Here is a 25,140-nt window from a genome sequence, read left to right on the forward strand (position 1 = left end):
CCGACGCCCTTCTGAGTAGGACGGGATGGCCGATATATGCCCTGATTTACCATTCTGTAAAAGCGAAATATTTTTGCTTCTTGGGCTTGACATGATTTCTCATAATCCGAAGTGATTTGCCCGTCGGGTTGATTTGTCGCACGCGGCTCGCGAGATTTCGCTTGCGCGCGACCCGACGCAGCGCGCATTCGGATGGGTAGGGCGCAGTTCTCTCCCCGTCATTGCGAGCGAAGCGAAGCAATCCATCGAGCGCCAAAGAAAGTATGGATTGCTTCGTCGCAAGTGCTCCTCGCAATGACGAGAGTGTGTCGTGCCTTTACGCCGCCACGACGCGCGGGCTGCGCTCGGCCGGATCCGACGGCTGGCACGGCTTGCGCAGCATCGTGACGTCGGCGAAACCGACGGCGCGGAGCTGGTCGCACATGATGCTGCGGGCGTCCGAATCCATCGCGGCGTCGGGAACCACGACCGCGCGGGCATGCGCGGTCAGGAGTTCGGCCGGCAGGTCGGAGGCCGCGCCGGCATCGAGCAACACGTGGTCGTAGACCCGCAGCAGCGCGTCGATCGCGAGCGTCAGCCGCGGCGATTGCAGTTGGAAGCGATCAAAACCCGGACGACCGGCGCTGACGAGGTGGACGCGGGACAGCCGGTCCCTGGTGATGATCTGCGCAAAGGTCGCCTCGCCCTGCATCAATTCGGCGAGGCCGGGGACCGTCGGATCGACCGACACCGCCATCATCGTCGGCGAGGATGCGGTCAGATCGACCACCACGATTTTTGCTTGCCTCGCCATCAGACGCGCCAGCGTCAAAGCGGTCAGCGTGATGCCCTCGCTTGATGCCGTGCCGAGAACGGTCACCTTGCGCGCAGCACCGCCGGCCTGGGCCAGCCGGTCGGCCAGTTGCTCGATTTCATCGATTCCTGCCGCGAGATCGGCGCGGGATTCGCTGATGGCAGGCTTGATACCTTCAGGCTTGGTGTTTTCAGACCTGAGCTCTTCATGAGGCTCGAAATAGGGCGCGGTCGGAGGCGCGGAGACGCGAACCGGCTCTGCGGCTGAAGAAGCGATCGCTGACGTCACGGCGACGGCCATGCGCGGCGCGGTCATGCGCAGCAGCTCGCCAGTCGCGATCGCGCCTGAGGTCAACAACAGCGTCGCCAGCGTCGCGATCAGCACGATCGGGAGCTTCTTCGGATAGGCCGGCGTGTTGGAAACGGTGGCGCGCGAGATGATGCGGCCGTCGGCCGGCGCGGCGTCGATGTTTTCGCGGGCAGCGGCTTCGCGGTATTTCGCCAGGTAGGATTCCAGCAGATCGCGCTGCGCCTTGGCTTCGCGCTCCAGTGCGCGCAGTTGCACGTCATGGCCGTTGGTCGCGGACGCCTGCTTCTTCGACTGCTCAAGTTCATTCCTGAGGCTGTCGACCCGCCCGCCAGCGCCGCGCGCGTCATTCTCCAGCGAGCGCGAGATCTTGCCTGCCTCCTCGCGCAACTGGCGACCGAGATCGGCGAGCTGGGCCTTCAATTCCTTGATACGGGGATGGCCGTCGAGCAGGGTCGACGATTGCTCGGCGAGCTGTGCGCGCAGCGTCACCTGCTGTTCGGACAGCCGGCGGATCAATTCGGAATTAAGCACTTCGGAAGCCTCGATCGGCTTGCCGGTCTGGAGCATTTCCTTGATCATCCGCGCCTTGGTCTCGGCATCCGATTTGAGCGCGCGCGCATTGTTGAGTTGGGTGTTGATCTCGCCCATCTGCTGGTTGGACAGCGAGGTGTTGTTGGTGCCGATGAACAGGCTCGACTTGGAGCGGAAGTCTTCCACGCGCGATTCAGCTTCTGCGACCTTCTTGCGCAGATTCTCGATCTCGACCGACAACCAGCCGCTGGCGGATTTCGCCTGGTCCTGGCGCGCGCCCTGCTGCAGGGCCAGATATCCATCGGCGATCGAGTTGGTGACGCGCGCGGCCAGTTCAGGATCGCGCGACTGGAATTCGATGACAATGACGCGCGATTTATCCACCGCGTAGGCGGTGAAACGCTCGAAATAGGCGTCCAGCACGCGCTCCTCCGGCGTCAGCGACAGCGGATCGCGTCCGATTCCGAACAGCGCCAGCAACGACTTCAGCGGCGAAAAGCCCTGCAGCACCGGATCGAATTCCGGGCGCTCGGCCAATTTGTTCTTCTTGATGATTTCGCGCGCCAGATCGCGCGACAGCAGCAGCTGCACCTGGCTGGTCACCGCCTCGGCGTCGACCGTATTGCGCTCGTCATTGCGCTCGCCAGTCGGCCGCAGGAATACGTTCTCGCGGCCATCGACCAGGATGCGCGCTTCGGATTTATATCGTGGAGTGATCATGTTGACGGCGGCGAGCGACAGCACCAGCGCCAGCACCGTCGGGACGATGATCCAGGTGCGCTTGCGCATCAGGGCATGGCCGAGCGCTTGCAGATCCAGATCGCCGGTTTCGGGCGGTGCGACCGGCTTCGACACGGCGGGCGTTGCGACGACAGGCTTTACGACGGCCGGCGCTGGCTTTGGAAGCGCCCGCTTTACCACGGCCTTGTCCTTGCCCGTACGCCAAAACGCAAAACGCATCACACTCTCCCGCGGACGCCACTCAAAGTCGTGACGCGTTTTCTACGCAGAAGTTTGCGCAACCTGCGCAAGCCTGCCTGCTATGCGAACCGGTAGCCGCTTCGCTCGAAAACGCCCTGACTCTACCTCAGCCGCGCCGATTACACTCCATTAAGGTTGCCGCTGGGTTAATCCGCACGATTTGCGGGCTGCAATGCCCCCGCCCCGCAGGCCCGTGGTCATGTTTTGTTAACCATGAAAGCCGCTTAATCGGGCGGATAGCTTTTCAGGATTCTCCCCATGCGAGGCGCGCTCGCCCCGATCCCATGTCTGGTTGCTGCGCTGGCGCTCGCTGGCTGCATGGGCCGGACCGCGCCGGTTGCCGTGGCGCCCTATGCGGGCCCTGCGCCGACGGCGGTCGCCTATGCCGAGCCGGCGCCGGTGCGCTACGACGCCGCCTACCACCTGGATGCCGGCGACAGGCTGCGCGTCGTGGTCTATGGCCAGGAAGGCCTCACCAATACCTATGCCATCGATGCCGGCGGCTCGATCACCATGCCGCTGATCGGCGCGGTTCCGGCACGCGGCCGAACACCTGCGGGGCTGGCAGCCGAGATCGGTGCCCGGCTGCGCCGCGGCTTCATCCGCGATCCCTCGGTCGCCGTCGAGATCGAAGCCTATCGGCCGTTCTTCATCCTCGGCGAAGTGGCGGCGCCCGGCCAATATCCCTATGTGCCCAACATGACCGTCGAGAGTGCGGTCGCCATTGCCGGCGGGTTCTCGCCGCGCGCTCTGCGCGACCGGGTGACGGTCACGCACACCGACGCATCGGGAACGGCGCGCTACGTGGTCCCCCCCGGCACTTCCATCAGCCCGGGCGATACGGTGCTCGTCGGCGAACGCTGGTTCTGAACATGCCTGTCGTCGACGCTCAGCCCCTTCGTATCCTGCACGCGACGCGCGCGCCGGTGGGCGGCATTTTTCGTCATATCCTGGATCTCGCCAACGGCCAGGCCGACCGCGGCCATCATGTCGGCATCATCGCCGACAGCCTCACCGGCGGCGAGCGCGCCGAGAAGGCCCTGGCGGAAATCGCGCCCCGCCTCAAGCTCGGCGTTCACCGCGTTGCCATTCATCGCGAGCCGCGGCCCAACGACGCCCTGGCATGGGTGCGGTTCCTGCGCCTGGCCCGGAACCTGAAACCGGACGTGCTGCACGGCCACGGCGCCAAGGCCGGTGTCTTCATTCGCTCCAGGATCGCCGCCAGGGAAACCATCCGGGTCTATACGCCGCACGGCGGTTCGCTGCATTACCCGCTGTCGACGCTCAAGGGCAACCTCTATGCCCGCCTCGAGCGCGCGCTGATGGACTCGACGGATCTGTTCCTGTTCGAAAGCGCGTTTGCGCGCGACACCTATCAGCGCACCATCGGCACGCCGAAGGGACTGGTACGCTGCGTGTTCAACGGCGTCACCGCCAATGAATTCGATCCGGTCGTCAAGGCCGAGGACGCCACCGACGTGCTCTATGTCGGCGAGTTCCGGCACATCAAGGGCGCCGACCTCCTGATCGACGCGGTGGCACGGCTGCGCGCCGACGGCCGGCCGGTGACGCTGACGCTGGCCGGCGACGGCGAGGAAAGCGCGACCTTGAAGGCGCAGGTGCAGCGGCTCGGCCTCGGCGAGGCCATCCGCTTCATCGGCCATGTCAAGGCGCGCTACGGCTTCTCCAAGGGCTCGCTGCTGGTGGTTCCTTCTCGCGGCGATTCGATGCCCTACGTCGTGATCGAGGCCGCGGCCGCGGGAATTCCGATGGTGGCCGCCAATGTCGGCGGCATCCCGGAGATTTTCGGCTCCCACACCGACGCGTTGTTCGCCCCCAACCTCGCCGCCGCCATGGCGGACGCGATCGAGATCGCGCTGGAGAATCCGGCGGCGACGCAGGAACGGGCAAAATCCATGCGCGAGCGCATCTTCCTGCATTTCTCGCAAAAGGCGATGGTCGAGGGCGTATTGACCGGCTACCGCGACGCGTTTGCCAATCGTTAACCGTTCTTTACCAACGTAACTGTTTCTTCCGATTTCTCCTTTAAGCCGGATGACGGGGAATTCCGCATCGGCAGGCGCATTCCTATGTGCCGCTTAAGAACGGATTTGAGATCGGACTTGGACACGTGGAACCGATTAACGCTCGCTCGTTGTTAGATGCCGCGGCGACGGCCGCGATGACCGCCACCGCCGACCGCCCGCCGATCGAACGGCGCCGCCGGCTGACGCCGGCAGCCCTTGCGGTCACCAACCAGAAAGTCAGCCGCGCCTATTCGCCGATCGTGATTGCGGGTGCGGTCCGCCTTGTCGATTTCGCCGTGCTCAGCCTGATCGGCATTGCGCTCTATTTCGCCTATGTCGTGCGCCTCAAGGGATTCCATTGGGAATATATCGCGGCGATCTTCGGCATGACGGCGACCGCCGTGATCTGCTTTCAGGCCGCCGACATCTACCAAGTCCAGGCATTCCGCGGCCAGATCCGGCAGATGACCCGGATGATCTCGTCCTGGGCCTTCGTGTTCCTGCTGTTCATCGGCGCCTCCTTTGTCGTCAAGCTCGGCAGCGAGATCTCGCGGATCTGGCTGTCATCGTTCTTCGTCGTCGGCCTTGCAGCCCTGATCATCGAACGCGCGCTACTGCGCGCGCTGGTGCGCAGCTGGGCGCGACATGGCCGGCTCGACCGCCGCACCATTGTGGTCGGCTCGGACCAGAATGGCGAGCAGCTGATCGAAGCGCTCAAGACCCAGCACGATTCGGATATTGACGTGCTCGGCGTGTTCGACGACCGCAACGACAGCCGCGCGCTGGAGACCTGCGCCGGCAGCCCGAAGCTCGGCAAGGTCGACGACATCGTCGAATTCGCCCGCCGCACCCGCGTCGATCTCGTGCTGTTCGCGCTGCCGATCTCGGCCGAGACGCGGATCCTCGAAATGCTGAAGAAGCTATGGGTGCTTCCGGTCGACATCCGCCTGTCGGCCCACACCAACAAGCTGCGCTTCCGTCCCCGCTCCTATTCCTATCTCGGCGAGGTGCCGACGCTCGACGTGTTCGAGGCGCCGATCACCGACTGGGACCTGGTGATGAAGTGGCTGTTCGACCACATCGTCGGCTTCGTGATCCTGCTGCTGGCGCTGCCGGTGATGGGCCTCGTCGCGCTCGCCATCAAGCTGGACAGCCCCGGGCCGGTGATCTTCCGCCAGAAGCGGTTCGGCTTCAACAACGAGCGCATCGACGTCTTCAAGTTCCGCTCGATGTACCATCATCTTGCCGATCCCACCGCCTCCAAGGTCGTGACCAAGAACGACAGCCGCGTCACCCGCGTCGGGCGCTTCATCCGCAAGACCAGCCTCGACGAACTGCCGCAGCTGTTCAACGTCGTATTCAAGAGCAACCTGTCGCTGGTCGGCCCTCGCCCGCACGCGGTGCAGGGCAAATTGCAGAGCCGGCTGTTCGACGAGGCCGTCGACGGCTATTTCGCGCGTCACCGCGTCAAGCCCGGGATCACCGGCTGGGCCCAGATCAACGGCTGGCGCGGCGAGGTCGACACCGACGAGAAGATCCAGAAGCGTGTCGAGTTCGATCTCTATTACATCGAGAACTGGTCGGTGCTGTTCGACCTGTTCATCCTGCTGCGGACGCCGCTCGCGCTGATGACAAAGAACGAGAACGCGTATTGAGTTTTGAGGACTATCCGCCGTCATTGCGAGCGCAGCGAAGCAATCCATAGCGCGGCATTGCGGATGGATGGATTGCTTCGTCGCTTCGCTCCCTTGCGCAAACGCTTCGCGTTTGTCGCAGGCAATGACGGAAGTAACAGTTGTTGCGTATTGTAGTGTTCTAGTGTGTTGCGTGAGTATCGAATGGCGTATGCGGCGACAGCCGAGGGGTATCTTGCATCGACGACGGCCGCGCCGGGCGTGCTCGCGGTGCAGCGCGCGATGGTCTGGCTGGTCGGTGCGTCCGGGGCCATCGTGTTCATCGAGCCCAGCCCCTATGAGATCGCAACGCTGCTCGCTTCGCTGATCTTCTTCGCCACCGGCGCCTTGCGGATGCGGCTGGTGTTCATCCCGCTGCTGCTGGCCCTGTTCCTGGTCAATACCGGCTACACCATCAGCGCCATTGCCGTGATCGACCGGCCCGGTGTCGGCAACTGGATCGCGACCTCCTGGTACATGGCGGTTACCGTGATGCTGTTCGCGATGGTGGCGGCCGAAGATACCGCTGCAAGGCTCGACATGCTCCGGCGCGGCCTCGTTGCCGGCGCGGTCATCGCGGCGAGCCTGGGCATCGCCGGCTATTTCAACCTCGTCCCGGGCGGACGCGATCTGCTGACGCTGTACGATCGCGCGCGCGGCACCTTCAAGGATCCGAACGTGCTCGGTGCGTTCCTGATCCTGCCGGCGCTGTTCGCCCTGCAAAGCGTGGTTACGGACAAACTCGCCAAATCGCTGCGCAACACCGTCGCCTTCGGCATCATATCGCTGGCGATCCTGCTGGCGTTTTCCCGCGCGGCCTGGGGCGGGCTGATGCTGTGCTCGATGTTCATGCTGACGCTGATGGTGCTGACCAGCCGCTCGCAGGCGCAACGTTCGCGCATCATCCTGATTGCGCTTGTCGCTGTGATCCTCGCGGCGGCGCTGGTGGCGGTGCTGCTGTCATTCGACTCGATCGCGCAGATGTTCAAGCAGCGCGCCAGTCTGGATCAAAGCTACGACTCCGGCCGCTTCGGCCGGTTCGGGCGCTATATCCTCGGCGCCAACATGGCGCTCGATCTGCCGCTCGGAATAGGTCCGCTGCAATTCACCCGCTATTTTCCCGAGGACACCCACAATTCCTACCTGAACGCGTTCATGTCCGGCGGCTGGCTGTCCGGCGTCTGCTATCCGGCGCTGGTGTTCATCACGGCGCTGAACGGATTCCGCTACATCTTCGTCCGCGCACCCTGGCAGCGCGCCTATCTCGCCATCTTCGCCGCCTATCTCGGCACCGTCGGCGAGAGTTTCATCATCGACTCCGACCATTGGCGGCACTTCTGGATGATGCTGGGGCTGATGTGGGGCATGTTCGTCGCCGCCGAGCACTACAAGGCCCGCGCCGGTCAGGCGTTCAGCGCCGCGCCCGCTTCCTAGGCGCCTTCTGGCAAGCCTAGTTCTCCACGCCAAACGTCAGTCCGTGGGCAAAGGCGCATAGCGCCGTGCCCACCATCACTAGCTCGCTCTGAAGGGTGGGCACGCTGCGCTTTGCCCACCCTACGATCCGAAGCTACTTCTCCACGCGAAACGACAATCCGGCATGATCCTCAAGCCGCTTGATCAGCTTGTGACCCATCGCCGCCCCAGGCGTCCAGATGCCGGCGGGCACATCCGGCCTGTCGCGCAACAGGCAGATCGCGCATTCGGCGATCATCTTGGACGTCGAGCCGTAGCCGGGATCGCGGTCGCCCTTGACGACGGCGCGGGCCCGCTTGCCGTCGGGCGCAATCGCCATGAACAACAAATCATAGCTGCCGTTCTCGCGCTCCTCCTTCGAGGGACCCTCGCCCGGCTTCGGCACATCGGTGCCGGAGAGCTTGTTGTTGGCCGCCATCACCTTCTTCGCCATCGCCTCGCCCTGCTCACCCGGACCCGTCACGACCATCTCGTCGTAGACGAAATCACGGCCGTAAGGAAAACCCAGCAGCATGTTCGAGCGATGAACGTTGCGCGTGTTGATGTTCGCCATCACAAACGGCGCTGTCCACGCGTTGAGGTCTTCATCGAAGACCGGCCTGTTGCCCGGCGGCTGCTTCGGTCCGTCGAAACCCGGGGTCAGCACGAAGGGATCGCGCAGCATGCTGACAAGGCTCAAATCCTTCATAGTCGCCTCGATGATCGCCCGCATGCTCGCAGCCGTACCGCCGGACACCGTACCCGTCATCTCGCGCACGCGACCCTTGACCCGCGCGGCCGGCGCCCCAAAGGTCTTCCTTGCTTCCTCCTGGGCACAGAAAACACCGAGCTCGAACGGAAGCGAGTCATAGCCGCAGGAGAACACGATCCGCGCGCCGCTTTTCCTGGCCTCCGCCTCATGTTGTTCGATCTTCTGCCGCATCCAGATCGGCTCGCCGCAGAGATCGAAATAATCGACGCCGGCGGCCACGCAGGCGGACAGCAACTCGTTGCCGTAGAGCAAATACGGACCAACCGTTGATATCACGGATTTCGTCTGCGCCACCATCGCCTGCAAGGACGCGGGATCGCCGGCATCGGCCACGATCAGCGGCGTATCCGACGGCGCACCGATCGCGTCGCGGACTGACGCGAGCTTGTCCTTGCTGCGCCCGGCTATCGCCCATTTCAGGCTGCTGTCGCCCTTGTAGTGCGCGGCGAGATATTCGGCGACGAGCTGGCCGGTGAAGCCGGTGGCGCCGTAAACAACGATGTCGAATTTCGACGATGACATGTTTTTAGTTCCTTGAAGTGACTGCCGGTTCTTCTGTCATTGCGAGCGAAGCGAAGCAATCCATGTCGCCGCGAAAAAGGATGGATTGCTTCGCCGCGGAGTTTATCATCGGGCGCGCATTCGCGCGACCCGTTGGCTCCTCGCAATGACGGTCTATTCCGTTTGGGCCTATTTCTTGGCGTAGGAAACGCCCATGCCGGCGCGGACGTCGGCTTGAATGCCATAGGGCGCGATCGGATAGCGCAGGCCGTTTTTCGCCAGCTGCTTCATGCCGACAATGGCCTTGGCCAGATGCGCGGGCTGCAGCGCCATCAGCATTTCCTCGTCGGGCACGCCGCCGTAGCGGCGTTCCGCAAAACACGGCAGCGAGAGCGAGGGCTCACCAGTCTTGAGCGCCCGCCCCCAGGAATCCGCGCATGCGGTCTCGCCGACCACGCCCCATTCGAACTTCTTGTAGCCGGTATATTGCAGCCCGTTGATCAGGATGATCATCTGGCCGGGCGTCGCATAGACCAGGCAAATATCCGGCGGATTGAGCCGTCCGCTGGTGAGCGGGCTCACCGCCATCGCCTGGTACTGGCCGTACGGCACGACATCGAGCGCTTCCTGGCGCTTGCGCGCGTCCTCTTCGGTGCCATGCCAGACGCCGACATAGTTTTTCCCCTCGAGAAATTTGTCGTCTTTTGGCGCGAGGCCGATCACGGCGCGGCATTGCGCGCCGACGAGATCCTCGCCGGTGATGCCGACGGTCCACCCCAGGCGCGAAGCCATGCTGACGATCTGGTCGGTGGTATGCACCGCACTGGGGCGCCGGATTTTCGGGATCGCCGCCATCTCCTCGACGGTGGCGAACATCTTGATGCCGATCACGGTGGTCCGCAGCCGCAACAGGCTGATCAGATCGGCAGCCATGCCGTTCAAATCGAACGCTTCCGGCGGCGTTTGCTGTTGCATGGCGTGAACTCCCAATTCGCTGGTGCGCCCCTTGGCGTCACCCCCGGTGCGCCTGTTGGCGTCACCTTGTGGCTGCTGGCCTCAATTCTAGCCCGGCAGGCCGCGTGTTGCGACCTCTACTTCGGCACCGGTCCCGGCAGCAAATCGTCGATCCTGCCGGTGGCCCGGTACGCCACCAGGCCCAGCCATTCGCGCGCCGCGGTTTCGGTTCGCCCCAATCCGTCCAGGATGGCGTTGGAGAACGTCATGAGGTCGCCGCGGCCGCCGACCCGCCAATCGACCGGATAGGCCTCGACCGCAAAGCCGGCCTTGCGGAACAGGCCGACCGACCGCGGCATGTGAAAGGCCGAGGTCACCAGCAACCAGCGCTCGCCGTCCTTCGGCGCCACCAGTGCTTTCGAAAATTGGGCGTTCTCCACCGTGTTGCGCGACGCCCGTTCCATGATCAAACGCGATTTGGCGATGCCAAGGCTTTCAAAAACGGCGCCGGCAAAATCGGCTTCCCGCGCGTCGTTCGAAATCAGGTTGGCGCTGCCGCCGGTGAACAGAATGCGTGCATTCGGATAGCGATGCGCCAGCGCCGCCGCCGCGATGATGCGGTCGGGTGCGCTGCGCACCACCGGCGTGCCATGTGCGGCTGACAGATCGGCCTCGATCGATGCGCCGAGCACGACGATGCCGTCCGGCGGCGGACCTGCTCCGGCCTCCCATCGCGGAAAGCGCTGCTCGAGCGGATAGAGCATCAGGTTTCCGAGCGGCGACAATCCGCAGATCACCAGCAGCAGCACCGACGCCATCACGAGCTTGCGCCCGAGCGATGCGAAGCGCGTCACCAGCAGGATGGCGCCAACGAAGCCGACGCCGATCAGCAGGTTCGTCGGCATCAGCATGTAGCCGAGCGTTTTGGAGAGGACGAAGAACAAAGGGTGACTACCTTACAGACCGGCGTTTGTGCCAACAGTCTCATACGCGGGCTTGACCCGCGTCCATCTACCTTCACAAAATGGATTACTCGAGAATGATGGATTGCCGGGAGCGCAGACAAGTTTACGTAGTCTGCGCAAGCAGACTACTACGCCCGGCAATGACAGCAAAATCAAAAGGCAAACTTCAAGAAAGCCCGTCATGACCCACCATCATCTGCATTCCAGCCCGAAAACCTGCCACTGGGGCTTTTTCGAAGCGAAACTGCCGCCGGTCATGACCATCGTCAGCGGCGATGAAGTCACGGTCGATACCATCTCTGGCGGCCCCGATGTGGTGCCGGACCGCAGCCAATTCCACGTGCCGCCCGAACTTGCCGAGGTTCACGCCCAGAACGAGCGGATGGTACCGGGCCATATCCTGACCGGCCCGATCGCGGTTGAAGGCGCCGTGCCGGGCGACGTGCTCGAGGTCGATATACTCGACGTCCAGCTCCGGCAGGACTGGGGCTACAATCTGATCAAGCCGCTGTCCGGCACCCTGCCCGACGATTTTCCGCAGGCGCGCCTGCTCAACATTCCGCTCGACCGCGAGCAGATGGTGGGCCGGATGCCGTGGGGGCTCGACCTGCCGCTAAAACCGTTCTTCGGCGTGATGGGCGTGGCGCCGCCGCCGGCGTGGGGCCGCATCACCTCGCTGATCCCGCGCGCCATGGGCGGCAACCTCGACAACAAGGAGCTCGGGGCCGGCGCCAAACTCTATCTGCCGGTGTTCGTGCCGGGCGCGCTGTTTTCCTGCGGCGACGGCCATGGCGTGCAGGGCGACGGCGAAGTCTGCGTCACCGCGATCGAGACCGCGCTGCAGGGCCGCTTCCGGCTGACGCTGCGCAAGGATCTGCGGCTGGACTATCCGCGCGCGGAGACGCCGGAGCATTACATGACGATGGCGATGGACCCCGACCTCGACCAATGCGTGGTGCGCGCGCTGCGCGACATGATCGTGCTGCTCGGCGAGAAGCGCAGTCTGTCGCGCGAGGACGCCTACACGCTGTGCAGCCTGGCCGCCGATCTGCGGGTGACGCAAACGGTCAACGGCTCCAAGGGCATTCACTGCATGATCGCAAAGAGCGTCGTGCACGGCTGATCTCAGCGCGCTGCGCCGTCACAGCGGCGAAAGCAGTTCCAGTCTGGAATGAATCCTGACGCTGGTCTTGCCAACCAGCGCTGCTCCCTGCACGTCAGCGCTATCGGCGGTAAAGGTGCCGCTGAAGCCAGTGGTGACCTCGCGCCCGCCAAACAGCGGCAGCACGCCAGCCGATTTGGTGTGCTGCCTGGTGGTCAGTTCGCCGCGCCATTTGCCGCGATCGGCGGTGTAGGAGCCCGTGTAGTAAAAATGCGAGTCGCCGCCGGCGATCCTGCCATCCAGCAGCACGATGACGCCACTGGCGTGGCCATGCCCGCCGTCGATCATTTCGGTCACGATCGAGTAGAGACCGTTGGTCATCGTCATCGCGCGTCGCCCTTTGCCGGACCAGCATCGTCCGTGCAAACACCCGGACGCAATCGGGAAATGGGCTGACAACTGGGATCGTTTCGCCGCGGCGGCGATGGCAAGACCCGCCCCTATCCCGTGGTCGCGCTGCGCCATTCAACCGCAAGCCTGAACAGCAACACCGATTTTTCGACGCGTTTACAGAGAGATAAGCCGCGACCTCCGAACCATTTGACTTATCCCCATGAAACTTAATAGAGTCTAAATAGATACTTTTCAGTACAGTGATTAGAAGTTAGCGTTCTTGCATGGCTACAGAAAAAGCCGAAACCGACCGCATTCCCGTTACGTTGGCGCTCTCGACCATCAGCTATCTCGAAAAACTGGTGAGACAGGGCACCCACGGCACTAGCGTTCCCGGCGTTGCGAAGACCCTGATCGAGGAAGGCATCCGGCTCGCCATCAAGGACGGGCTGCTGTCGATCCGTGACAATGGCAGGCCCTCTTGAGCAGAGGATTTGCCTGACGGGAAGACGCGTCGACGGGAAGCGGGAGCGTGGCGTTTCCCAAGAATTGGAACCGCAAGCATGTTCGCGAACATCCCCACCTGGACCACCGAGCGCGTCGAACTCCTCAAGCAACATTTCGAAGCCGGCCTCTCCTGCCGTGACATCGCCGCCCATATCGGCGTCAGCCGCAACGCCGTGATCGGCAAACTGACACGTCTCGGCTTGACCCGCGGCCCGGCCAATATCGAACAGCGTTTGCAAGCGGCCACGAAGGAACGCGGCCCGAAATCCGTTCCGCGCGCCCAATACCGGATGCTGCAAGTGGTCTACGCCAACGGGCAACCGGCTCCCGACGCGCCGATTGCCAGCGAGCATCCCTGCTCGCTGCTCGAACTCAGCCAGGAGCACTGCCGCTGGCCGATCAGCACGCCCGGCGCGGAAGACTTCTGCTTTTGCGGCAACACCCCGCTCAAGGGTTTACCCTATTGCGCCGGCCACACCCGCCTCGCCTACAAGCCCGGCTCGCGGCAGCGCGTGGCGCGGGCGTGATGTGTTTGAGGCGTTTAGACTGTTTCCCTTTTTGTCATGGCCGGGCTTGTCCCGGCCATCCACGTCTTGCTTGCTGTCACAGACTAAAAAAACGTGGATGCCCGGCACAAGGCCGGGCATGACGAGTCAGATTTAGCCGAGCTTCCAGCCGACCTCGTCCCGATAGCTCTCGAAGAACTCGGGCGTGTAGGCCTCTTCCGGCGTCTTGCGCACGCGCGCGTCGAGCTTGTGGGCGTCGTCGCCGACCAGAATGCGCCAGCGATCGGCCTTGACGCCGTCGAGGATGATTTTCGCGGCAGCGGCCGCCGTGGTCGGCGCCTCGTCGCGGAACGAGCGCGCGCGGTCGAGTGCGAGCTTCTGGATGTCCTCGTCTGACATCGCTGTGGTGTCGGTACCCATGCCTTTCAGCCGCGCGCGGGTCACGCCGATCTCGACGTCGCTCAGGCGTTCGGTCTCGCTGCCGCTCTGGATCTTGCGCGAGTTCGACACGATCGAGGTACCGATATGGCCGGGCATCACCACCGAACATTTGATGTGCGGCGCGTTGAGCTTGAGGTCGGTCATCAGCGCCTCGGAAAATCCCTTCACCGCGAACTTAGCGGCGGCGTAGGCGGTGTGCGACACGCCGGGGCCGACCGATGCCCAGAACCCGTTGACGCTCGACGTGTTGATGATATGGCCCTCGTCGGCCTTCATCAGCAGTGGGAGGAAGGTGCGGACGCCGAGATAGACGCCGCCCCAGCAGATGTTGAAGGTACGCTCCCACTGCTCGCGCGTGTTGGTGAACAGGCTGCCGCCGCCGCCGATGCCGGCATTGTTGAACAGCAGATGGATCTTGTCGGTCGCCTGTTGCTCGATCAGTTCGTCACGAAAGCGCTTGAGCTGATCCTCGATCGCGACGTCGGCGATGTGCGTGGTGATGCGCAGGCCCTGCGGCAGCCCCCCGGCTTCGCACAGCTGCCCGGTCTCGGCCATCGCTTGGGCGGAGATGTCGCACATCGCGACATTGCAGCCCTCGGCAACGAGCTGGCGCGCCAGTTCGCGGCCCATGCCCGTACCGCCCCCGGTGATGACGGCGAATTTTCCGGCGAAGTCCTTCATGAGACCGTTCCTCTGTTATTTTTTTCTTGGCCTTCACGAGCGACGCACGGGGGCCCTTGGCGAAGTGTAGCAGTTACACTTCGCGGGTAAAGCTTGGCTGGATCGCGTGACAACGCGATGTTCGCGGCGCGGAAAAACCGCGGGGCGATCTACTCCGCCGCCTCGACGCGCCGGCCGGACGATGCGCCGAGCCCATCCAGCGCCTGCTTGATCGCAGCCTGCTGCGCAGGCGACGCTTCCGGCATCGGCGCGCGCGAGAAGGTTTTCGGCAAGCCCTGCAGCGACTGCGCGTAACGCGTGCAAGCCGGCAGATTGTCGGACACCACAGCGTTCCACAACGTCAGCAATTTCTTGTGCAAGTCGAGCGCGCGGACGTGATCGCCGGCCTTGACCGCATCCCAGAGTTCGACCGAGGAATGCGGCGCCGCGGAAAGGATCGCGGCGATCGAGCCATACGCGCCGAGCGCGTAGGACGGATACATCAGCGCGTCGACCGCGCTGTAGATCAACTTGTCCGGCGCCATCATCATGAGATCGGCGAACAGCTTCAGATCGCCGGCGCTCTGCTTGACGCCGACCACCAGCGGCACTTCGTTCATGATCCGCGTCAGCAGCGCCGGCGAGAGGTACGACCACGGCACCACATTGTAGATGATGATAGGCATGCCGGTCTCGTCGGCCATGCGGCGGAAGTGATCGACCATCGCCTGGTCGTCCGGCTTGAACAGATAATGCACCGGCGTCACCTGCAAGGCGGCGACATCCATGTCGCGCACCAGTTTGCCGCGCCGGATTGCGTCCCTCGTCGAGTCGACGATGATGCCGGCGATCACAGGCGCGCGGCCCCCAGCGGCTTCCACCGTTGCCGCCACCAGGTCGCGATACTCTTCATGATCGAGCGTGTGCCCCTCACCGGTCGAGCCGCCCGCCGCCATGCCGTGGCTGCCGGCGCCGATCAGCCAGTCGACTTGCGGGGCAACCTGCTTGAAATCAATCTCGCCGTCTTTGCGGAACGGCGTTGTCATCGGCGGTATCACACCGGTCGGGCGGATTTTCATGTTCGACCCCTTGCGTTTCCGTTTCCCAATCCGACTCCGCTCTTTGGCGGTCTATCGATCGGCGGGTGAAGCCTAACCGCTGCTGTTGAGGCAATCCAGTTCCGCCATTCGAGCGCGCGAAAAGCTTGCACGAAGCGTCCAAATTTCGCGCGAGTCCGGTTGGAACTTTCGCAACTGCCGAGCGTCGTATCTCCGCTTCCGGTCCCAGCCCCCCAGGCCCACCGGAAGAAAACCTCCCACAAGGTTGGCGGTCCCAGCGCACCTATCCCGCGCTGGGGCCGTTTGCCGGCCTGCGGTGAATCCCTGCACAGGAACCCGAGCCGAGGCGCGACATTATCGTTAGCTTCGTGAAGGAGGCTTCGATGGGACAAGCAATCTACGAAATCGTCGGCACGGCCGGCGAATGGCGGGTACAGCATGACGGAGAGGCCAAGAACGTCTACGAAACCAAGGAATCGGCTTTTGAGGCCGCGGTAGCCGCGGCGTCGCTTGCACTTCGGCAGGGTCATGAGGTCCGTGTGTCGGCTCCCGGCGCCGAAAGTGCGACCGGCGCGGCAAACCCAAGCTAGCTCCTGGCGCCGCAAGTAACATCGCCACGGTCGAGCTTTAGCGCGTCCGGATACGGTCAAGCGCAACGTCCGCTAGCGAGCGCTCCAAACGGCCGCAAGCTCGTTCGAATTAATGAGTTCGATCTGCTCCTGCATGCGCGTGCGGTACATCGTCATCAGCGCCTCGTGGCCGGTGTCCGAGGAGCTGCAGAGCGCATCTTCGACAAGCACGACCCGAAAGCCGCGGTCGACCGCAGCGAGCACCGTGGAAAGAACGCAGATGTCGGTCTCGGCCCCGGTCACGATCAGGCATCGCACGCCTTTATCCGTCAGGAGTGCGTCCAGCTCCGACAAGTAGAACGCCGAATAGGCCGGCTTGTCGACGACGTGCGCCGGCGGCACGAAGCGCGCGAGCTCAGGGACGAGTTCGAGCTGATCAGACTGCAGGTGCTCGCGGGTCGCGGCCTTCCAGCGTTGAAAGTATCGTTGCCATTGTCCAGGACGTTGATCCCAGCTTTGCGGCGTGATGAAGCGGGTGAAAATCGTGCGCTCGTCGTATCGCGCCGCGATCTCGGTCACGACCGGCAACACCCGCTCCATCCATGGCGTTTCCCAGACGCCGCCCTTGCTGAAAATGCGCTGCATGTCGACGCAAAGATGGACCGCGTCTTTCAACGGGATCATCGCGAAAACAACCTCCTCGTCTTGCACGGGGCGGCAACCGAAGCCTTGTTGAAAGGTTCCAGCGGGGCGCGTCTCTGCCTGGCACCGTTCGGCGTCGGCTGCTCGGCCTCTCTGTGATGACAATCACAGTTTCGAACACCGGACAATCCCGGGACGCGACCAACTGCGCCATCGAAATTTCATGCATCGGCCGGGAACCATCGGCGACGCCGCGAATTATGAGCTGCGTATTGGGATGCACACAATTTCCTTGCGGCCTCAGCAAGCCTCCCTGAGAGCGCTGGGGCCGTTTTTCTGTGACCGAGGAGCTCGCCGACAATGGATGGTGCCGAAGTTCCAGTGAGTTTTGACGCTCCTGCCGCCGTCCGCAAATGGCCCTCGCTCCGCAACGCCCGCCGCACCGACAGCACCGGCCCCTATCTGGTGATCGAGGGCACACTCGATGAGTGCATCAGGGAATTCATGGCCAAGCCTGCATCGACCCGCCACCTGTACGAGATTGTGACAGCGCCGCAGCCGCCATTGATCACCGAGCTGCTGTCTGCCGAGCATGTCGCCGAGCTGGCGCGGCTGCGCGAGTTTCTGTAGCGGCCCGATCCGGACCGCAAGCAGAGTTCCTTAACCGTCTCCCCGCTATGTTTGGCGCAATCGCGGGTAGCCCTGAGGGCGTGCTTCGCGAGACGTAAATGCGTAGGGAAACCCACCGCCTCAACCCGGTGGGTTTTTCCGTGGGAAGGGCCACGTCGCCAATGTCATTATCATCCGCCAAAAATTATGCGCTGCGCGCCGAACGATGTCAGGACGCCAAGGAAGCCACCGAGCTGCTGGCGAAGGCGATCCTGGAATTGGCGGCATCGATCGAAGCCACCGACGCCAAGGTCAAGAAGATGAACAAGTCGGGCTGAGGTTCGACCTCCTGACCTCGGCCGAGGGCTGCCAAATCGGCACGGGATCGGCTCATATCGCCAATCCGAGCCGCATTCGCAGACGCGCCCGGGTTCGCGGAAGTTCCCCGTTAGCCTTAAGATCACATCATCGACCAAGCCGAACGGCCCCGGTGCTAAATGATTTCTTAAGGAGGGGATCATGATCAACGGACGCAAAAATGCAGTCATCGGACTGACCGCGATCTTCACTTTCGCGCTGGTCGAACTCGCCGCCGTCGTCGCAACGGTCGCCCTGGTGCTTCAGTTCGCCTTCGACGTGGACCTGCCGATTTTCGCTTCCCGCCAGGAGTGAGGCGAAACATCTGCCCCGGTCTGAGCGGCCCGACGGCGAGAGAGGATTTGAACCCCGCCCCCTAGTCTCCAGACGCGGGCCGGATGGCGTTCCTCCGCCGCGGCAACGATATGCAGGCCGACGCAGTTCAAGCAGCGCGGGGCCTGGCAAAGCGCGTAAAGTGCTTAGAAGCAAACGCAATTGCCCCTCAGCAGACATCCACTTGGAAAAAAGGCCCGCAGTGTTTGAGCACTGCGGGCCTTTCGATGGGCTGGCTGGTTTTCAGATGCGCTGCCTAGCGCATTTGGCCACGTTGCGACTCCCAGTACGTCGGTGTCCCGTAGTACTGGTGGGTGCGCGTTTCCCAGTCTCGATCCTGCCATGAGTCATCGCTGAACTGGGGCGCGTCCCTCAGCTGTTGCTCGGTGATGTTTGTTCGGAAACCACCCAGCGACGTATCATATGTCAGAGCGCCCCAAGGTATCGGATAATGGCTGTGGCCTAACCCGACAAAACCGCCAAAGCTCATGACCGCATAGGCCACGCGACCCGATACCTTGTCGATAATGAGGTGATCGATTTCACCGATGTTCTTTCCGCCCGCGCCATAAACCTCGGTTCCTTGGATGTCTTCGCTAGAGATGCATTGATGATCCGGATGGGCTGTTGCACGTGCCATGGCTTCCTCCTTCGCTAGTGAGTTTGTCGTCGTAACTCGGCCGCTACGGTCTCGTTCCTAGGATCGGCCGAGAATATTTCGCGGCAAGACACGGCCCGAGAGGCGGGCCGTGTGTTCCTGTCCATCGATGACCTCTGCGCTGTTTGTTCGATACCAGGCATAAAACCTAAAGACCTTTGCATGGAATAGCGCGGCCTTGAATTTACCGTCGTCCAGACGGCCAATCCCACGGGCTGGAGATGGACGGTTGAAATGCCAGGGCGGAAGCCAAAGAGCGGCGCTGTGGATGATCGTTCGGGTAATGCCAAGCGCGCCATCGATGCTGCGCTGAGGGTCCAGCCCGTGAATCCTGCGAACGATGATTCCGAGCTCCGCTGACAGCGAACATCAGGAACAAGTGGCAATCACCGACGTTGAGGGCCGTGTCTGTTATAGACGCACGGACACGAACAACTTAAGCGGCCTCAGTGCACGTCCCTAGGCGCTGGGGCCGTTCTTTGGGCGATCGAGAAGCTTGAGGACGACCGGGACAAAGGCCGTACATTGAGGCGCCTCAGTAGCGCGGGACGGCGGCCGTATTTCTACGGAGCGATTCCCTTCAACTGTTCAAGCTGTATTCATCAGGTACGGCCTATCAGGGCGCCTGGGGCGGCAGGCTGTTTATAACGGACCTATTTTGCCGCTGCGCCCCGAGGATTTTGATCCGCTGGCCATTGTGGTCGACTGGCTCGATGCGTGTCGATCAGGCGACATCAACGCTTTGCTCGATCTATACGACGAGCAAGCGGTCCTTGAATGCACTTGCGAAGGCGCGAGCCTAACTGGTCGAGATTCTCTGTCCTCCTACTGGGCCGGGAAACGTAGAGACCAACCCGCAGACGCCTTCACCCTCGATGATATGACGGTCACAGAAGATGGCGTCTGGGTCGATTATCGTAACGACAGGGGCAACCCGGTTCGGGCGCACTTTCGGTTTAGCTCGTCAGGCAAAATAAAAAGTACCAGCTGCAAGCCCCTCTGATCGGCAGCATTTGGATGGCTCGGCCCGTTCCGCCACAAATTTCGACGCCTGCATCTAGCCCCCGAAATTAGGGTGCGCCCTCTCAAAAAAGGACGGGGCCCCGGACGAGGCTCCGCCTTTCGATTCTAGTTGTAATCCGAATATTTGAACTGCGGCATAGCCTTGAGCTGGTCCTTGGTACCGCTCATCACCGCGTGATCGGGTACCCAATCATTGGCATCCGCCGTGCGTGCCGGGCTCGTCGAGGTCGCCGTGCCCGCCGGGGCTGTTGCCGCGCCGGTAGTGCTATCGCGAGTCGTGGCCGGAGCGGTTGAGCTGGTCCGGACGGGCTCTTCGACGAATTTCAACTTGTCCATCGAAACGGCTATGTCGTGCTCGCCCATTCCGAGGAAGCCGCCGACGCCGATAACTACGGCGCTGACCTTGCCGTTCTTGTCCAGGATGATCTCGTTGACATCACCCAGCTTCTCATTTGCTTCATTGTAGACGTCGAGACCCATGAGCTTCGACGCACGCCAATTTCCCTTGAGCATCATCTTAGCGTCGGAAGCCGCCGGACCAGCGGTCGCGGCCGGGCGATCAGCTGGCTGGGCAGTCTGGGCATTGGCCGGAGCGCTTATTACAGCAACGCTCAAGAGAGCGGCAGTGAGGAGAGTCTTCATTGTATCCTCCAGGCTTGAAACGGTTTCTGAAGAACAGAACAGAAGATCAAACGTTCCCTGTGGCTCGCCAGAACTCTGCGCTGCTATTTTGATTTCCGCTTCTGCCCCAGACATTTTTGCGTCGCGAAATATCCTAGCGACAGCCTAAGCTCTATTGTTGTCAGGCGCGGTCGCCGCATTCACCATTTCCTCGGCGCATGCTCAAACCACCGAATACTATGTGGTAAGGGACACGACGACGAAGAAGTGTACCATCGTTGACAAGAAGCCAACGACCACAACCATCACAGTGGTTGACAACGGTACGTTCAAGACCAGGACAGAAGCCGAGACCGGTATGAAAACCATGAAGGTCTGTACCGAGAACTAGTCATCGATCAGCATCGCGCAGACCCTCGACGGGTCACCAAGCCCCCCTCTTGCCGCCCGTCGACTTCTCTGCGTGACCCTGCCGAGCACCCTCGGCAGGGTTTTTCATTGGGCGCCGTTTTTCATTGGGCGCCTTGGATTGCATAGCCGCGCCGGCAACGTCAGTTAGTCAGGCAAGTCTCGCGTAATGCGGAACGTTTGATAAGGGCACAACGGCCCGTCTCGGCGTCAGCTACTATTTTCTTCGTGTAGTGCAATAGCGGATGGCCTTTAGCCATTTCCGGTGATGCCTGCGCCGATTGCTAAATCCAGTCCGCCGCCGTGGCGTGCTGGCGGCGAACGTGATCAAAATTGGAGGGCTACCGCAACCAGGCCGCAAACTGAGGCGGCCTCACCTCTGTCGCAACGTCACGCCCAGTACAGGGTCAGAGCAATCCACCCTAAGCAGGCGGTCGCGAACGATGAAAAAAATCGCGTTGTTGTCCAGATATTCCAGGCGAGATAGCGCCACCCAATCACAGGCACCGGGATTAGCGGAGTCGGCCCCGAGCCCAAGCGGCTTGGCCAGGTTCATTCCCCAATTGAACAGCATGAACCTGCCAACGATCCAGGCCAGAACGCGAGCGGCTAACGAAAACGCGACGATGTTCGACCTGGAGACCATTTCGAACTGAAAGCTGTCAGAGACGGGCAGGAATTCAAATCGGGCCATCGGTGATGCAAGAACGGCCCGGAACCAAAACTGTAAACCGCCTGTAACGAGCGATTGCTTGTGAACCGCGCCAGTTAAAACGACTTTGAAATTGTTGAATAAAAATGGTCGGAGCGAGAGGATTTGAACCTCCGACCCCTAGTCTCCCAGACTAGTGCGCTAACCGGGCTGCGCCACGCTCCGATGCCGTTCCATTAGCTGCGATCAGGGCCCGGCGCAAGCCGCGCGATCCGATCCGCAAACGAGGCGGAATCGGCCCCGAAACCACCCACCTCGCGCCGGTTCCGGTCCTTGCCCTCAGCCGTCCTTCAGCGCGGTATCCAGCAATTGCCGGCAGGCCACCAGGTCCTGCAGCACGCGTTCGAGGCGTTCGCGGTCGGGCCCGCCGATCGGGCCGGCGGCCGCCTTGCCCTTGCCAAAGGGGGCGATAATTCCGTCCTCGTCGGTATCGACGAAGCGGTAGTCGATTTCCGTGGCTTCGCCCTCGTAATCGTCGTCATCGGATCCGGCGATCGCGCCGGCGCCCTCGTCCGGCTCCTGCAGGCTGAGCCCAATCGCCTCCTCGACCGCGCCAAACGAGACGGCGGAGTTCTGGTCGCTCAGACCCTGCACCGATTTGATGCCGTGTTCTTTCAGGATCCGCTGCACGCCACGGATGGTGTAGCCCTCGCCGTACAGCAGGCGGCGGATTCCCTTGAGCAGATCGACGTCGTCGGGGCGGTAGTACCGCCGCCCGCCGCTTCGCTTCATCGGCTTGATCTGGGTGAATCGCGTTTCCCAGAATCGAAGCACGTGCTGGGGAATATCGAGATCGTCCGCGACCTCGCTGATGGTACGGAACGCATCCGGCGCCTTGTCCAAACGCTCGCTCCTCTCAGCTCAAGAGAATGAAGAGAAACTCTAAACGCTCAACCTGACGATCTTGACGCATCTTGTTGACGCGAACCGGTATTCACTTCGACCGCAAACGCTCTAATCGTCCGCTCTAATCGTCCTTGGCATCACCGTTCGTCACCGCGTGACCATTGATGCGCTGCTTCAGGATGGCCGACGGCTTGAACACCATCACGCGTCGCGGAGAGATCGGCACCTCGGTGCCGGTCTTTGGGTTACGTCCGATCCGTTGACCCTTCTTGCGCACCATGAACGAGCCGAACGAGGACAGCTTCACCGTCTCGCCCTTTTCAAGACAATCGGTGATCTCTTTCAAAACGAGTTCGACAAACGCAGACGACTCCGTTCGCGACAAGCCCACCTTCTGGTAGACCGCCTCGCACAAATCGACACGTGTGACTGTTTTCCCGGTCCCTGTCATCGCCTGCCCCGCACTCTCGGCGAACAATTTATTCTCTGAAATTATGAGGTTAGCACGCAATGGTCAACAGCGACCATCATGCAGACGCATGGAAACAACGCGACAAATGTGTCGGGTATTTTACTTAAGGCTCACCAGCGCAGCAGCGCGGAACCCCAGGTGAAGCCGCCACCCATCGCTTCCAGCAGCACCAGATCGCCCTTCTTCACGCGTCCGTCCTTGACGGCGACGTTGAGGGCCAGCGGGATCGACGCCGCCGAGGTGTTGCCATGCAGATCGACGGTCAGCACCACCTTCTGCGGCGCAATATGCAGCTTGTGTGCTGAGGCATCGATGATTCGCTTGTTGGCCTGATGCGGGACGAACCAGTCGATGTCCTCGGCGGTCGCGCCGGTGGCGTTGAAGGCATCGACGATCACGTCGGTGATCATGCCGACCGCGTGCTTGAAGACTTCGCGGCCCTCCATCCGGAGCTGGCCGACGGTCTGGGTCGAGGACGGACCGCCGTCGACAAAGAGCTTTGCCTTGTGGCGGCCGTCGGAACGCAGATGCGTCGTCAGGATGCCGCGGTCGGTCGGCTTGCCCGGCTGGTCCTGGGCCTCCAGCACGACGGCGCCGGCGCCATCGCCGAACAGCACGCAGGTGCCGCGGTCGGTCCAGTCGAGAATGCGCGAGAACGTCTCCGCACCGATCACCAGCGCCCGCTTGTGCGAACCGGAGCGCAGGAAATTGTCGGCGGTCGCCAGCGCAAAGACGAAGCCGGAGCACACCGCCTGCAGATCGAAGGCGACGCCATGGTTGATGCCCAGCGCGTGCTGGACCGCAACCGCCGTCGCCGGGAAGGTGTTGTCCGGCGTCGAGGTCGCCAACACGATCAGATCGATCTGCTGCGCGTCGATGCCGGCGTGGTCGAGGGCGGCACGCGCCGCATTGATCGCCAGATGCGAGGTGAATTCGCCGTCTGCGGCGATGTGGCGCTGCCGGATGCCGGTGCGCTGCACGATCCACTCGTCCGAGGTGTCGATACGATCGGCCAGTTCAGCATTGGTCAAAACCTTCTGCGGCAGATAGGCGCCGCAGCCAAGCACGACCGAACGTTTCGCAGTCACGAGACAGCCTCCTGCGCGGTCTGCGCTTGAGCCAGCGCACTGCCGTCGCGATTAAGCATCTGATTGATCTTGGTGAGGAGATCGCAGCGGACCATCTCATAGCCAACATCGACCGCGTAAGCAAAGCCTTCGGCGTTGGTTCCGCCATGGCTTTTGACCACGACGCCCTTGAGGCCGAGCAGCACGCCGCCGTTGGATTTGTTGGGGTCCAGCTTGTGCCGCAGGGCCGTGAAGGCGTTGCGGGCGAATAAATAGCCGATCCGGGATCGCCAGCTCGACGCCATGGCGCTGCGCAGGAACTCCGACATCTGGCGCGCGGTTCCCTCGGCGGCCTTCAGCGCGATGTTGCCGGAAAAGCCTTCGGTCACGATCACGTCGGCAGCGCCCTTGCCGATTCCGTCACCCTCGACGAAGCCGATATAGTCGAGCTCCGGCAGGTTCATCGCGCGCAGCTGTTCGGAGGCCGCGCGAATCTCCTCGCCGCCCTTCACTTCCTCGGTCCCGATATTGAGCAGGCCGACGGTCGGACGCGGCTTGCCGAACAGCACGCTCGCCATCGCGCCGCCCATCACCGCCAGCGCCACCAGATGATGATGGTCGCCGCCAATGCTGGCGCCGAGGTCGAGCACCACCGAATCGCCGCGCATGGTCGGCCAAACGCCGGCAATGGCGGGCCGGTCGATCCCCGGCATGGTGTGCAGATGAAAGCGGGCCATCGCCATCAGCGCGCCGGTATTGCCGGCGGACACCGCGACGTCGGCCTTGCCCTCCTTGACGGCGTCGATCGCAAACCACATCGACGACTTCTTGCGGCCGCGGCGCAGGGCCTGGCTCGGCTTGTCGTGCATGTTGACGGTGACGTCGGTATGGACCACGCGCGAGGCCTTCTTCATGGCCGGGTGCTTGGCGAGCTGGGCGTCAATCAGCGCGCTGTCGCCGTACAGCAGAAACTCGATGTCGGGATGCCGGGCCAATGCGCTTGCAGCGCCGGGAATGACGACCGATGCGCCGACATCGCCACCCATGGCGTCAAGCGCGATTCGAACCTTTTGAGGCATGAACGTCCCGGAAACCTGATCTCTTGCAGCCCTGTTAGAGCCCGGCCGCGCGCTGGAAGCATCCGCCGATGGCGGTGCTCGGCGGAGCGCATCGCTTATCGCCCCCGCCGGGCCGCGAC

28 protein-coding genes and 1 tRNA gene are annotated in these 25,140 nt (G+C 62.6%); 13 read left to right on the forward strand and 16 right to left on the reverse strand.

Translation table 11 applies throughout. The features are described 5' to 3' along the window. Positions 1-316 precede the first annotated feature (316 nt). Positions 317-2,593, reverse strand: a complete 2,277-nt coding sequence (locus ACSQ84_RS19855; protein WP_436213398.1) for a GumC family protein — start codon at positions 2,591-2,593, stop codon at positions 317-319. 279 nt (positions 2,594-2,872) lie between these two features. Between ACSQ84_RS19855 and ACSQ84_RS19860 the strand changes: the two genes are divergently transcribed. The 4 genes from ACSQ84_RS19860 to ACSQ84_RS19875 all read left to right on the forward strand — a co-directional run bounded on the left by ACSQ84_RS19860 (position 2,873) and on the right by ACSQ84_RS19875 (position 7,748). Continuing rightward, positions 2,873-3,484 (forward strand): polysaccharide biosynthesis/export family protein, encoded by a 612-nt coding sequence (locus tag ACSQ84_RS19860; protein ID WP_436213399.1) that lies wholly within the window; start codon positions 2,873-2,875, stop codon positions 3,482-3,484. A 2-nt stretch (positions 3,485-3,486) separates the two neighbouring features. Beyond that, positions 3,487-4,620: a glycosyltransferase family 4 protein gene (locus tag ACSQ84_RS19865; protein WP_436213400.1), complete on the forward strand. Its 1,134-nt coding sequence runs from the start codon at positions 3,487-3,489 to the stop codon at positions 4,618-4,620. 125 nt (positions 4,621-4,745) lie between these two features. Then, entirely contained in the window at positions 4,746-6,296 is a 1,551-nt protein-coding gene (locus ACSQ84_RS19870) for an undecaprenyl-phosphate glucose phosphotransferase (RefSeq protein WP_436213401.1), read from the forward strand. 183 nt (positions 6,297-6,479) lie between these two features. Continuing rightward, complete coding sequence (locus ACSQ84_RS19875) at positions 6,480-7,748, forward strand: O-antigen ligase family protein (protein WP_436213402.1); 1,269 nt, start codon at positions 6,480-6,482, stop codon at positions 7,746-7,748. A 133-nt stretch (positions 7,749-7,881) separates the two neighbouring features. On the opposite strand, the gene ACSQ84_RS19880 is transcribed toward ACSQ84_RS19875, so the two are convergent. The 3 genes from ACSQ84_RS19880 to ACSQ84_RS19890 all read right to left on the reverse strand — a co-directional run bounded on the left by ACSQ84_RS19880 (position 7,882) and on the right by ACSQ84_RS19890 (position 10,937). Beyond that, positions 7,882-9,060 (reverse strand): saccharopine dehydrogenase family protein, encoded by a 1,179-nt coding sequence (locus tag ACSQ84_RS19880; RefSeq protein ID WP_436213403.1) that lies wholly within the window; start codon positions 9,058-9,060, stop codon positions 7,882-7,884. Between the two features lie 168 nt (positions 9,061-9,228). Further along, positions 9,229-10,014 (reverse strand): DUF169 domain-containing protein, encoded by a 786-nt coding sequence (locus ACSQ84_RS19885; RefSeq protein WP_436213404.1) that lies wholly within the window; start codon positions 10,012-10,014, stop codon positions 9,229-9,231. 116 nt (positions 10,015-10,130) lie between these two features. Beyond that, the gene (locus tag ACSQ84_RS19890) at positions 10,131-10,937 is read right to left on the reverse strand and encodes a YdcF family protein (protein WP_436213405.1); all 807 of its coding nucleotides are present in this window, start codon (positions 10,935-10,937) and stop codon (positions 10,131-10,133) included. Positions 10,938-11,139: 202 nt separating this feature from the next. Here ACSQ84_RS19890 and ACSQ84_RS19895 point away from each other — a divergent pair, with 202 nt between their 5' ends. After that, the gene (locus ACSQ84_RS19895) at positions 11,140-12,081 is read left to right on the forward strand and encodes an acetamidase/formamidase family protein (protein ID WP_436213406.1); all 942 of its coding nucleotides are present in this window, start codon (positions 11,140-11,142) and stop codon (positions 12,079-12,081) included. A gap of 18 nt (positions 12,082-12,099) precedes the next feature. Here the strand turns inward: ACSQ84_RS19895 and ACSQ84_RS19900 are convergent, their stop codons facing one another. Then, positions 12,100-12,447, reverse strand: coding sequence for a GrlR family regulatory protein (locus tag ACSQ84_RS19900; protein ID WP_436213407.1), 348 nt, complete (start codon positions 12,445-12,447; stop codon positions 12,100-12,102). Positions 12,448-12,737: 290 nt separating this feature from the next. Here ACSQ84_RS19900 and ACSQ84_RS19905 point away from each other — a divergent pair, with 290 nt between their 5' ends. Continuing rightward, entirely contained in the window at positions 12,738-12,938 is a 201-nt protein-coding gene (locus ACSQ84_RS19905; RefSeq protein ID WP_436213408.1) for a hypothetical protein, read from the forward strand. 78 nt (positions 12,939-13,016) lie between these two features. Next, positions 13,017-13,487: a GcrA family cell cycle regulator gene (locus ACSQ84_RS19910; protein ID WP_436213409.1), complete on the forward strand. Its 471-nt coding sequence runs from the start codon at positions 13,017-13,019 to the stop codon at positions 13,485-13,487. A 132-nt stretch (positions 13,488-13,619) separates the two neighbouring features. On the opposite strand, the gene ACSQ84_RS19915 is transcribed toward ACSQ84_RS19910, so the two are convergent. Continuing rightward, positions 13,620-14,588, reverse strand: a complete 969-nt coding sequence (locus tag ACSQ84_RS19915) for an SDR family oxidoreductase (RefSeq protein ID WP_436213410.1) — start codon at positions 14,586-14,588, stop codon at positions 13,620-13,622. A gap of 149 nt (positions 14,589-14,737) precedes the next feature. Next, on the reverse strand, positions 14,738-15,646 hold the full coding sequence (locus ACSQ84_RS19920) for a dihydrodipicolinate synthase family protein (protein ID WP_436213411.1): 909 nt from the start codon (positions 15,644-15,646) through the stop codon (positions 14,738-14,740). Between the two features lie 362 nt (positions 15,647-16,008). Here ACSQ84_RS19920 and ACSQ84_RS19925 point away from each other — a divergent pair, with 362 nt between their 5' ends. Further along, complete coding sequence (locus ACSQ84_RS19925) at positions 16,009-16,215, forward strand: hypothetical protein (RefSeq protein WP_436213412.1); 207 nt, start codon at positions 16,009-16,011, stop codon at positions 16,213-16,215. A gap of 72 nt (positions 16,216-16,287) precedes the next feature. Here the strand turns inward: ACSQ84_RS19925 and ACSQ84_RS19930 are convergent, their stop codons facing one another. After that, entirely contained in the window at positions 16,288-16,878 is a 591-nt protein-coding gene (locus ACSQ84_RS19930; protein ID WP_436213413.1) for a cysteine hydrolase family protein, read from the reverse strand. A gap of 318 nt (positions 16,879-17,196) precedes the next feature. Between ACSQ84_RS19930 and ACSQ84_RS19935 the strand changes: the two genes are divergently transcribed. The 3 genes from ACSQ84_RS19935 to ACSQ84_RS19945 all read left to right on the forward strand — a co-directional run bounded on the left by ACSQ84_RS19935 (position 17,197) and on the right by ACSQ84_RS19945 (position 18,117). Next, positions 17,197-17,466 carry a hypothetical protein gene (locus tag ACSQ84_RS19935; RefSeq protein WP_436213414.1) on the forward strand — a complete coding sequence of 90 codons (270 nt, stop codon included), beginning with the start codon at positions 17,197-17,199 and terminating at the stop codon, positions 17,464-17,466. Positions 17,467-17,627: 161 nt separating this feature from the next. Next, positions 17,628-17,783 (forward strand): hypothetical protein, encoded by a 156-nt coding sequence (locus ACSQ84_RS19940; protein ID WP_436213415.1) that lies wholly within the window; start codon positions 17,628-17,630, stop codon positions 17,781-17,783. A gap of 181 nt (positions 17,784-17,964) precedes the next feature. After that, on the forward strand, positions 17,965-18,117 hold the full coding sequence (locus tag ACSQ84_RS19945; protein ID WP_436213416.1) for a hypothetical protein: 153 nt from the start codon (positions 17,965-17,967) through the stop codon (positions 18,115-18,117). 274 nt (positions 18,118-18,391) lie between these two features. On the opposite strand, the gene ACSQ84_RS19950 is transcribed toward ACSQ84_RS19945, so the two are convergent. Continuing rightward, positions 18,392-18,775, reverse strand: a complete 384-nt coding sequence (locus tag ACSQ84_RS19950) for a PRC-barrel domain-containing protein (RefSeq protein WP_436213417.1) — start codon at positions 18,773-18,775, stop codon at positions 18,392-18,394. Positions 18,776-19,490: 715 nt separating this feature from the next. On the opposite strand from ACSQ84_RS19950, the gene ACSQ84_RS19955 reads away from it, so the two are divergent. Continuing rightward, entirely contained in the window at positions 19,491-19,796 is a 306-nt protein-coding gene (locus tag ACSQ84_RS19955; protein WP_436213656.1) for a nuclear transport factor 2 family protein, read from the forward strand. 125 nt (positions 19,797-19,921) lie between these two features. On the opposite strand, the gene ACSQ84_RS19960 is transcribed toward ACSQ84_RS19955, so the two are convergent. Then, positions 19,922-20,458 carry a PRC-barrel domain-containing protein gene (locus ACSQ84_RS19960; protein WP_436213657.1) on the reverse strand — a complete coding sequence of 179 codons (537 nt, stop codon included), beginning with the start codon at positions 20,456-20,458 and terminating at the stop codon, positions 19,922-19,924. Between the two features lie 154 nt (positions 20,459-20,612). Between ACSQ84_RS19960 and ACSQ84_RS19965 the strand changes: the two genes are divergently transcribed. Continuing rightward, a complete protein-coding gene (locus ACSQ84_RS19965; RefSeq protein WP_436213418.1) occupies positions 20,613-20,828 on the forward strand; it encodes a hypothetical protein in 216 nt (71 codons plus the stop codon). A 390-nt stretch (positions 20,829-21,218) separates the two neighbouring features. Here ACSQ84_RS19965 and ACSQ84_RS19970 read toward each other — a convergent pair whose 3' ends face one another. The 6 genes from ACSQ84_RS19970 to plsX form a co-directional block, all read right to left on the reverse strand. Beyond that, positions 21,219-21,539, reverse strand: a complete 321-nt coding sequence (locus tag ACSQ84_RS19970) for a hypothetical protein (protein WP_436213419.1) — start codon at positions 21,537-21,539, stop codon at positions 21,219-21,221. A 105-nt stretch (positions 21,540-21,644) separates the two neighbouring features. Further along, positions 21,645-21,722, reverse strand: a tRNA-Pro gene (locus ACSQ84_RS19975). A 114-nt stretch (positions 21,723-21,836) separates the two neighbouring features. Further along, positions 21,837-22,400, reverse strand: a complete 564-nt coding sequence (locus ACSQ84_RS19980; RefSeq protein ID WP_436213420.1) for a MerR family transcriptional regulator — start codon at positions 22,398-22,400, stop codon at positions 21,837-21,839. 124 nt (positions 22,401-22,524) lie between these two features. Next, on the reverse strand, positions 22,525-22,854 hold the full coding sequence (locus ACSQ84_RS19985) for an integration host factor subunit alpha (protein WP_192734233.1): 330 nt from the start codon (positions 22,852-22,854) through the stop codon (positions 22,525-22,527). A 131-nt stretch (positions 22,855-22,985) separates the two neighbouring features. Next, positions 22,986-23,963 (reverse strand): beta-ketoacyl-ACP synthase III, encoded by a 978-nt coding sequence (locus tag ACSQ84_RS19990; RefSeq protein ID WP_436213421.1) that lies wholly within the window; start codon positions 23,961-23,963, stop codon positions 22,986-22,988. Further along, complete coding sequence (plsX, locus tag ACSQ84_RS19995; protein WP_436213422.1) at positions 23,960-25,021, reverse strand: phosphate acyltransferase PlsX; 1,062 nt, start codon at positions 25,019-25,021, stop codon at positions 23,960-23,962. The genes ACSQ84_RS19990 and plsX overlap by 4 nt, the downstream gene beginning before the upstream one ends. Positions 25,022-25,140 lie beyond the last annotated feature (119 nt).

Origin of the sequence: Bradyrhizobium sp. LjRoot220 (genome assembly GCF_964252915.1) — a bacterium.
GTDB lineage: Bacteria > Pseudomonadota > Alphaproteobacteria > Rhizobiales > Xanthobacteraceae > Bradyrhizobium.